The 7512-nt window shown below is 72.1% G+C and carries 5 protein-coding genes; all 5 read left to right on the top strand.

What is annotated here, in order from left to right; genetic code table 11:
* Positions 1–30: 30 nt before the first annotated feature.
* A complete protein-coding gene (locus tag KGQ19_RS46085; RefSeq protein WP_212021532.1) occupies positions 31–945 on the top strand; it encodes an ornithine carbamoyltransferase in 915 nt (304 codons plus the stop codon).
* 80 nt (positions 946–1025) lie between these two features.
* Complete coding sequence (locus KGQ19_RS46080; RefSeq protein ID WP_212021531.1) at positions 1026–1940, top strand: GHMP family kinase ATP-binding protein; 915 nt, start codon at positions 1026–1028, stop codon at positions 1938–1940.
* Positions 1933–3000 (top strand): PLP-dependent cysteine synthase family protein, encoded by a 1068-nt coding sequence (locus tag KGQ19_RS46075; protein ID WP_212021530.1) that lies wholly within the window; start codon positions 1933–1935, stop codon positions 2998–3000. The genes KGQ19_RS46080 and KGQ19_RS46075 overlap by 8 nt, the downstream gene beginning before the upstream one ends.
* Positions 2997–5675: an argininosuccinate lyase gene (argH, locus tag KGQ19_RS46070; RefSeq protein ID WP_212021529.1), complete on the top strand. Its 2679-nt coding sequence runs from the start codon at positions 2997–2999 to the stop codon at positions 5673–5675. Before KGQ19_RS46075 ends, argH begins: the two co-directional genes overlap by 4 nt.
* 105 nt (positions 5676–5780) lie before the next feature.
* Positions 5781–7181 carry an MFS transporter gene (locus tag KGQ19_RS46065; RefSeq protein WP_212021528.1) on the top strand — a complete coding sequence of 467 codons (1401 nt, stop codon included), beginning with the start codon at positions 5781–5783 and terminating at the stop codon, positions 7179–7181.
* Positions 7182–7512: the final 331 nt, after the last annotated feature.

Genomic DNA, 7512 nt, shown 5'->3' with positions numbered 1-7512 from the left:
CCCCACCCGAACCCCACTGATTGGTGAATCATGCGCAATTTCCTTTCCCTGACCGACCTGACCTCCGCAGAACTCGACGACGTGGTCCGCAACGCGGTCCGCTACGGAGCTCCGGGGCCGTTCGAGAAGGTCCTCGCGGACCGTGCCGTCGGCATCCTGTTCCTCAAGACCTCGACCCGGACCCGAACCTCCTTCTGGGCCGGGGCGACCCGGCTCGGCGCCCGCGTCATCACATACGGGCCCGGGGATCTTCAGTTGAACACCGGCGAGACCCTTGAGGACACCGCCCGGGTGCTCGGCGAATACCTCGACGCTCTCGTGGTGCGGACCAACGGCGACATCGCGGAACTGCGGCGGCTCGGCGCCGCCGGCCGCCCCGCCATCGTCAATGCCCTGACGGAGAACGAGCACCCCACCCAGGCGGTGGCCGACCTCGCCACGCTGACCGAGGAGTTCGGCGAGCTCGGCGGCCGGCACCTGCTCTACGCCGGAGAGGGCAACAGCACCGCCGCGGCGCTCGCGCTGGCCGCCGCGCTGACCCCCGGGTTCCGGCTCACCCTGGTCTGTCCTGCGGGCTACGGGCTGCCCAAGAGCCTGCTGGACGCCGCCGCCGAGCTGTCCGCCGGCCGGCATCAGGTCGACCAGCATGAGAGCTTCGACGATGTCACCGGCCGAGTCGACGCGGTCTATACCAGCCGCTGGCAGACCATGGGCGTGGACAAGGCCGACCCGGACTGGCTCACGGCCTTCCAGGGGTACCGGGTCGACGCCGCGCTGTTCGATCGGTTCCGTGGACCGGACACGGTGTTCCTGCATGACCTGCCCGCAGTCCGGGGCGACGAGGTCGACGGCACGGTGCTCGACGGCCCGGCCAGCCGTGCCTGGCGCCAGGCACACCACAAGATGACCGCCGCCATGGCGGTTCTCGATTGGTGCCTGACGTGACCCCGGCGCCCGGTCCGCGGGCTTATGCGGACGGCCGCCGTACGCTGCCGGACCGGGTTCGAGGCGGCGAGCGTTCCTGGGTGGGCGAGGACCCCGTGAATCAGAGCACTGTGCGAATCGGCGCGGCTTCCGCCCCGATCCACCACGGCGAAGTCCTGCAAGGGGCCTTTCGGGTCGATGGACGGATCCACAGGGGGCTGGTCACCCTCCCCTGCCGGCTCTATCGCGCCCAGGCCAAGTTCGCCCCCGAGATCGCCGACCGAGTGCGCGTGCGCCCGCCCTGGCGGCGCAAGGCGCTGCGCGGCGCCGAGCTCGCCCTGCGCGAGGTCGCTCTGCTGACCGGTGAGCGGTTCGGCGGCTACCTCGAAGTGGACAGCGATGTGCCGCTGTGCCGCGGCTTCGGCTCCTCGACCAGCGATGTGCTCGCCTCGATCTACGCGGTCGCCGATGCCTTCGGCCTGGTGCTGCCGCGCGAGACGGTCGCCAGGATCACGGTCGAGGCCGAGGGGGCCTCGGACTCGCTGATGTTCGAGCAGACCGCCGTGCTGTTCGCACACCGGGAGGGCGAGCTGATCGAGGACTTCGGCGCCGAACTGCCACCGGTGCACGTACTCGGATTCGGCACCGGCGACCCGGTTGACACCCTGTCGTTCACGCCCGCCCGCTACGACACCGCGGAACTCGACCGCTTCGACGAGCTGCGCTCCATGCTGCGCCACGCCGTGGCCGCCCAGGACGCCGCCCTGATGGGCGAGGTCGCCACGGCGAGTACCCGGATCAACCAGAAGCACTTGCCGATCCCGCACCTGGAAGCGGTCTGCGCGGCCGCCACCGAGGTCGGCGCGGTCGGCGTCCACACCGCGCACAGCGGCGACATCGGCGGTCTCATGTTCGACCGGTACACCCCGGACCTCGGCCCGCGGGTGGAGACGGCGCGCAGGCTGCTGCGAGATCTCGGATACGACGAGCAATGGAGGTTCACCACCGGTGACTAGTTCAACTGCGATCGCGGAGCCCAGGACCGGCCGACCGTTCTCCTCGGTGGTCGAGGCCACCGAGCTGCCGCGGATCATCCGGCTCACCGACAACCTCTACGCGGCGGCGTTCAGCCTCATGAAGCTGCTGCCCGCCCGCTACATCATCGCCCGGGCCGAGGCCGCCGGGCTCCTCACCCCGGGTACCCCGGTGCTGGAGACCTCCTCCGGCACCTTCGGCCTCGGCCTGGCACTGGTCTGCGGTCTGCGCGGCTACCCGCTCACCATCGTCGGCGACGCCGCCGTCGACGCCGAGCTCAAGACCCGGCTGGAGATGCTCGGCGCCCGCGTCGAGATCGTGGCCGAGAACGGGCACCCCGGCGGTATCCAGGGCGCGCGCCTGGACCGGCTGGAGCAGTTGCGCCGCGAGAACCCGGGGAGTTTCGTACCGAACCAGTACGGCAACCCGGACAACGGGCGTTCCTATGAGATCGTCGGCGACCTGGTCCTCGATACGGTCGGCGCGGTGGACTGCCTGGTCGGCCCGGTCGGGTCCGGCGGCTCCAGCGGCGGTCTGGCCCGCGCGCTGCGGGCCGCACGCGAGTCGATGCATCTGATCGGCGTCGATACGCACGGCAGCACGATTTTCGGCCAGCCCGCCGCCCGCCGCCTGTTGCGCGGCCTCGGCAGCAGCATCCACCCCGACAACGTCCACTACACCGCCTACGACGAAGTGCACTGGGTCACCGCCGAGGAGGCGTTCCGCGCCACCCACGCGCTGTACCGTCGGCACGCCCTGTTCATGGGTCCGACCAGCGGTGCGTCGTTCCTGGCGGCGGCCTGGTGGGCGCGGCTGCATCCCGAGCGCAAGGTGCTGGCGGTCCTGCCCGACGAGGGGTACCGCTACCAGCAGACCGTCTACAACGCCGAATGGCTGTCGAAGCAGGACATGGATATGGCCGAGCGGCCGCAGGAGCCGCTCCAGGTGTCGCACCCGCTCGATGCTCCCGGGCAGTGGACGCGGCTGGCGTGGGCGCGGCGAAGCTACGCGGAGGTCATGGGAGCAGGGGCCCGACAATGAGGCGCGTCCTGCTGCTGATCGAGAGCAACACCACCGGCACCGGGCGCCAGTTCGCGCGGTGCGCGGCGGACCTGGGGATCACCCCGGTGCTGCTGACCGCCGATCCCGGCCGCTACGCCTATGTGGCGCAGGACGGGCTTGAGCACGTGCTGATCGACACCTCGGATGAGCGCACCGTGCTGGACCGCGTGCGAGCGCTGGCCGAGGACTGGCAGATAGCCGGCGTGACGTCGAGCTCGGAGTACTACATCGCGACCGCCGCGGCGTGTGCCCGGGCGCTGGGCCTGCCGGGGCCCGCTCCGGAGGCGGTGCGGGCCTGCCGGGACAAGCGCGAGCAGCGCGAGATCCTGCGTGCCGCGGGTGTGGCCGGGCCGGCCTTCGCCGCCGCGCGCACAGTCGCCCAAGTGCGCGCCGCGGGCATCCGGTATCCCGTCGTCGTCAAGCCGTGTCAGGGTTCGGGCAGCGTCGGTGTGCGGCTCTGCGCGGATCGGGAGCAGGCCGAGGCCCACGCGGCGCGGCTGTTGCAAGCCCCCGGCAACGAGCGCGGTCTGCCGGTGCCGGCCGAGATCCTGGTCGAGCAGTACCTGACCGGGTCGGAGCACTCGGTGGAGGTGTTCTGCGGCCGGTCGGTGGCGACCGTGGACAAGCACCTCGGGCCGCCGCCGTGGTTCGTCGAGACCGGGCACGATACGCCCTCGCGCCTGCCCGCGGACCGGGCACGGCTGCTCATCGAGGCCGCCGAGGCGGCGGTGGCGGCCCTGGGCCTGGACTGGGGCGCGGTCCACGTGGAGCTTCGCCTCGGCCCGGACGGCGCGCGGATCGTCGAGGTCAATCCCCGGTTGGCGGGCGGAATGATCCCCGACCTACTGCGCCGCGCCTACGGTGTCGACCTGATCCAGGCCCAGGTCCGCGCCGCGGTCGGCCTGCCGGCCGAGCTGCCCGGGCGCGCGGCGGGGTCGGCGTCCATCAGGTTCCTGATGGCCGAACGGCCCGGTGTGGTCCAGGACGCGGTTCAGGCCAAGGCCGCCGCGCTCGCCGTGGACGGCGTGGCCGCCGCCGAGCTCTACCGCGACGCCGGCGCCGCGGTAGAGCCTGCTGAGGATTTCCGCGGCCGGTTCGGACACATCATCAGCGCCGCCGAGCGAACCGACGGCGCGGCGCCGGCCGCCGCGGATCTCGGCCTGGTGCGGTTGCGCACGGCGGTGCGGGACGCGGCGGCTGACGACGACGGGGGCGTGCGGACGGGCCGACTGAGCACGGCGCTGAATCCGCAGGCCCACGCCATCGTGTACGGCGCGGATCCGGCCGCCGACGCCGCCGAGGAGCTCCGCCTGATCAGTGAGGTCGACCGCGCCCATCTGGTGATGCTCACCGAGCGCGGCGTCATCGAGGCCGCACACGCGGCGCGCCTGCTCGCGCAGATCGAACGGCTGCGCGGCACCGCCTTCGCCCAGTTGCGTGACCGGCCGATGCCGCGCGGGGTCTACCTCGCCTACGAAGGACTGCTGTCCGAACTGCTCGGCGAGGAGGTCGGCGGCGTCCTGCACACCGGCAGGTCGCGCAACGACCTGGGCGCCACCACCGTCCGGCTGCGGGCCCGCGAGCATTGCCTCCAGTTGCTGGACGCCGTGGACGCGCTGGCCGAGACTCTGCTCGACCGGGCCGTGAAATATCAGGACGTCGTCATGCCGGCCTACACGCACGGCCAGCCCGCGGTGCCGATCACGTTCGGCCACTACCTCGTCGGCGTGGCCGCCTCGGTGGTGCGCGGCTACACCGACCTGGTGGCGGCGGGCTCCGAGATCGAGGTCAACCCGCTCGGGGCCGGCGCGGTCGGCGGCACCTCGGTTCCGATCGACCCCGCGCGCACCGCCGAACTGCTCGGCTTCACCGGCGTCGCGGTGAACTCGGTGGACGCCGTCGCCTCGCGCGAGTTCGTGTTGCGCCTGCTCGCCGGGGTCTCGACCCTCGGGGTCACCGTCACCCGGGTCGCGCGCGATCTGAGCGTATGGACGAGCGAGGAGTCCGGCCTGCTGCACCTGGCCGACGATCTAGTGGGTTCGAGCTCGATGATGCCGCAAAAGCGCAACCCCTTCCTGCTCGAATACATCCAGGGAAAGGCATCGGCGAGCCTTGGCCACTACGTCGGCGCCGTGTCCGCGATGGCCTCCGCGGGGTACACGAACGCGATCGCCGTCGGCACCGAGGCGGTGCGGCAACTGTGGCCGGGCCTTCGCGAGGGCGTCGATGCGGCCACCCTGCTGCGGCTGGTCGTCGACGGCGCCACGCCGGACGAGCAACGGATGGACCAGCGCGCCGCCGACGGCTTCACGGCGGCCACCTACCTGGCGGAGCGGTTGGTGGCCTCCGGAGTCCCGTTCCGCACCGCGCACCACGAGGTCGGCCGCCGCGTGCTCGCCGCCCTCGACGCGGGGGCGCGGCTCGATGCCGACGGCGCGCACGGTACGGACCTGGCCCCCGCGGCCGTGGCTGCGGCCTGCGCCTATGGCGGCGGTCCCGGAGGCGGCACCGTCGTGCACGCAGTCGACCTGCTCCGTGAGCGGATGAGCAGCCAGCGCGGCCTGCTGGCCGCCCGGCGCGGCCGCTGGGCCGAGGCCGCCGCGATGCTCGACGAGGCAGCGCGGAGCATCGCGGGAGCCGCCGAGCTGCCCTGACCCGCGGCCGCCTCACTCACCTGTGCGCCGTCGTGCGAACCGGCTGCCGCGAGCTTGTTCCGAGAGTCCAATGCCCACCATCGAGGACGGGAAGTAGGTTCCGCTGTGCGCAGGCAGAAGAACACCGAGCGGATTGAGGGTGCGTATATCGAGGGTGCGTATAAGGACACTGCGCAAGACACGAAGCCGCCGGAGTCGAGGCCGTTGCGGCACCGGGACTTCCGGTTGTTGGCGGGCGGCCAGCTCGCTTCGAGCCTGGGTGACGCCTTCTACGCGGTAGCCCTGCCCTGGTACGTATTGGTCGGGCACGGCGGCTCGCTCATGCTCAGCACGGTGCTGTTCGCCTACGGGGTGCCGCGTACCGCACTGCTGCTCGTCGGCGGGCAGGCGAGCGACCGGTGGCGGCCCTGGACAGTCATGTTGGGCGCGGACGCGGTCCGGGCCGTCGCGGTCGCGGGTCTGGCCGTGACGGCCGCGCTCGGTCCGGTCCAGCTGTGGATTCTGGTGCCGATCGCCGCGGCCATCGGCGCGGGGGAGGGGATATTCCTGCCCGGCTCGTTCGCGATCGTCCCCGCGTTGCTGCCGGACGCCGGCCTGCAGGCCGGCAACGCCCTGCTGTCCGGTGGCACGCAGGCCGCCGCGCTGGTCGGCCCGGCGCTCGGCGGCCTGCTCGTGGCAGCCGTCGGAGCCTCGTCCGTGTTCGCGTTCGACGCGTTCACCTTCGCCGTCTCGGCGCTGACCCTGCTCGGTGTCCGCGGCGCGCGGCGCGGTACGGCCGGCGTTTCAGCCGCCGCCGCGGCCCAGGCTCAGCCGGCTCCCGCCCTCGCCGAATCCGCTCCCGGCGCAAAGCCGCCGAAGCTCACCGTCCTGCTGAGGACCTCACCGGTCCTGCTCGTCGTGCTGCTGATCACGGTAGCGGCGAACCTCGGCTCCGGCGGCTTGAGCCAGGTGGCACTCGCTGCGCTGGCCCGTGGCCCGCTGCATACCGATGCTGCGGGCTACGGCGTGCTCATCGCCGCCATCGCGGCGGGCTCGCTGCTCGGCACAGTCGCGGCCGGCCGTACCCGCCGGGTCCGACGTCCGGCGATGCTCGGCTCGGGCGCGTTCCTCCTCGCCGCAGTGTGCCTCGCCGTGGCGCCCTGGCTCGGCGGCGTCGGCTGGGACGGGGCCGCCCTGGCCGGCTTCGGCCTCGGCAACGGCTTCGGCAACATCGTGATGATCACCCTGTTCCAGCGCTGGGCACCGCCGCAACTGCTCGGCCGGCTCACCGGGCTGCTGATGCTGGCGAGCTTCGGGGTCTTCCCGCTCTCAGCGCTGTTCGCCGGCAGCGTGGTCGGCGCCTTCGGGCCCGCAGCCTACTTCCCCCTCGCGGCGGGCATGCTCGCCGGGGCCATCGGCATCGGAATGGCGCTTCGGCAGTGGCGTGAGTTCGGCGCCGAGGGACCGCCGGCCGCCGCAGACCCCGCCCGGCTCGAGGTTGCTTCAACTGCCGCAGCGCCAGTGTGACCGACTAGACGACCTTCCGATCGCAGAAGGGCGATATCGTGCCTCGCGTCGAAACCCGTCGGACGCCGTGGGATCCGGCGGCAGTCGGCTGCCGGTGCTGCCGGTGCTGCCAGCGCTGGAGATCCTACGGAGCGGACTCGAGCAGGCGATGCTGTTGTCGGGCTGCCGCGACCTGGCCGCGGCGCGTTGGCTCATGGTGATGAAGCAGGAATCATATGTAGTGCTGTATCAGGCAACGTTTGCCCGGGAGTTTTCGCGTTGTGGTTCGCGACGTGCCGGTCGGCGGGCGGGATTCGTTGGCGGGTGGAGTTTGCTGGGGGCTGGGGTTTGT

The sequence above is a fragment of the Catenulispora pinistramenti genome (assembly GCF_018274385.1).
GTDB classification, from domain to species: domain Bacteria; phylum Actinomycetota; class Actinomycetes; order Streptomycetales; family Catenulisporaceae; genus Catenulispora; species Catenulispora pinistramenti.
The sequence above is the reverse complement of the archived record's forward strand: the minus strand, read 5'-3'. Positions and strand labels throughout refer to the sequence as shown.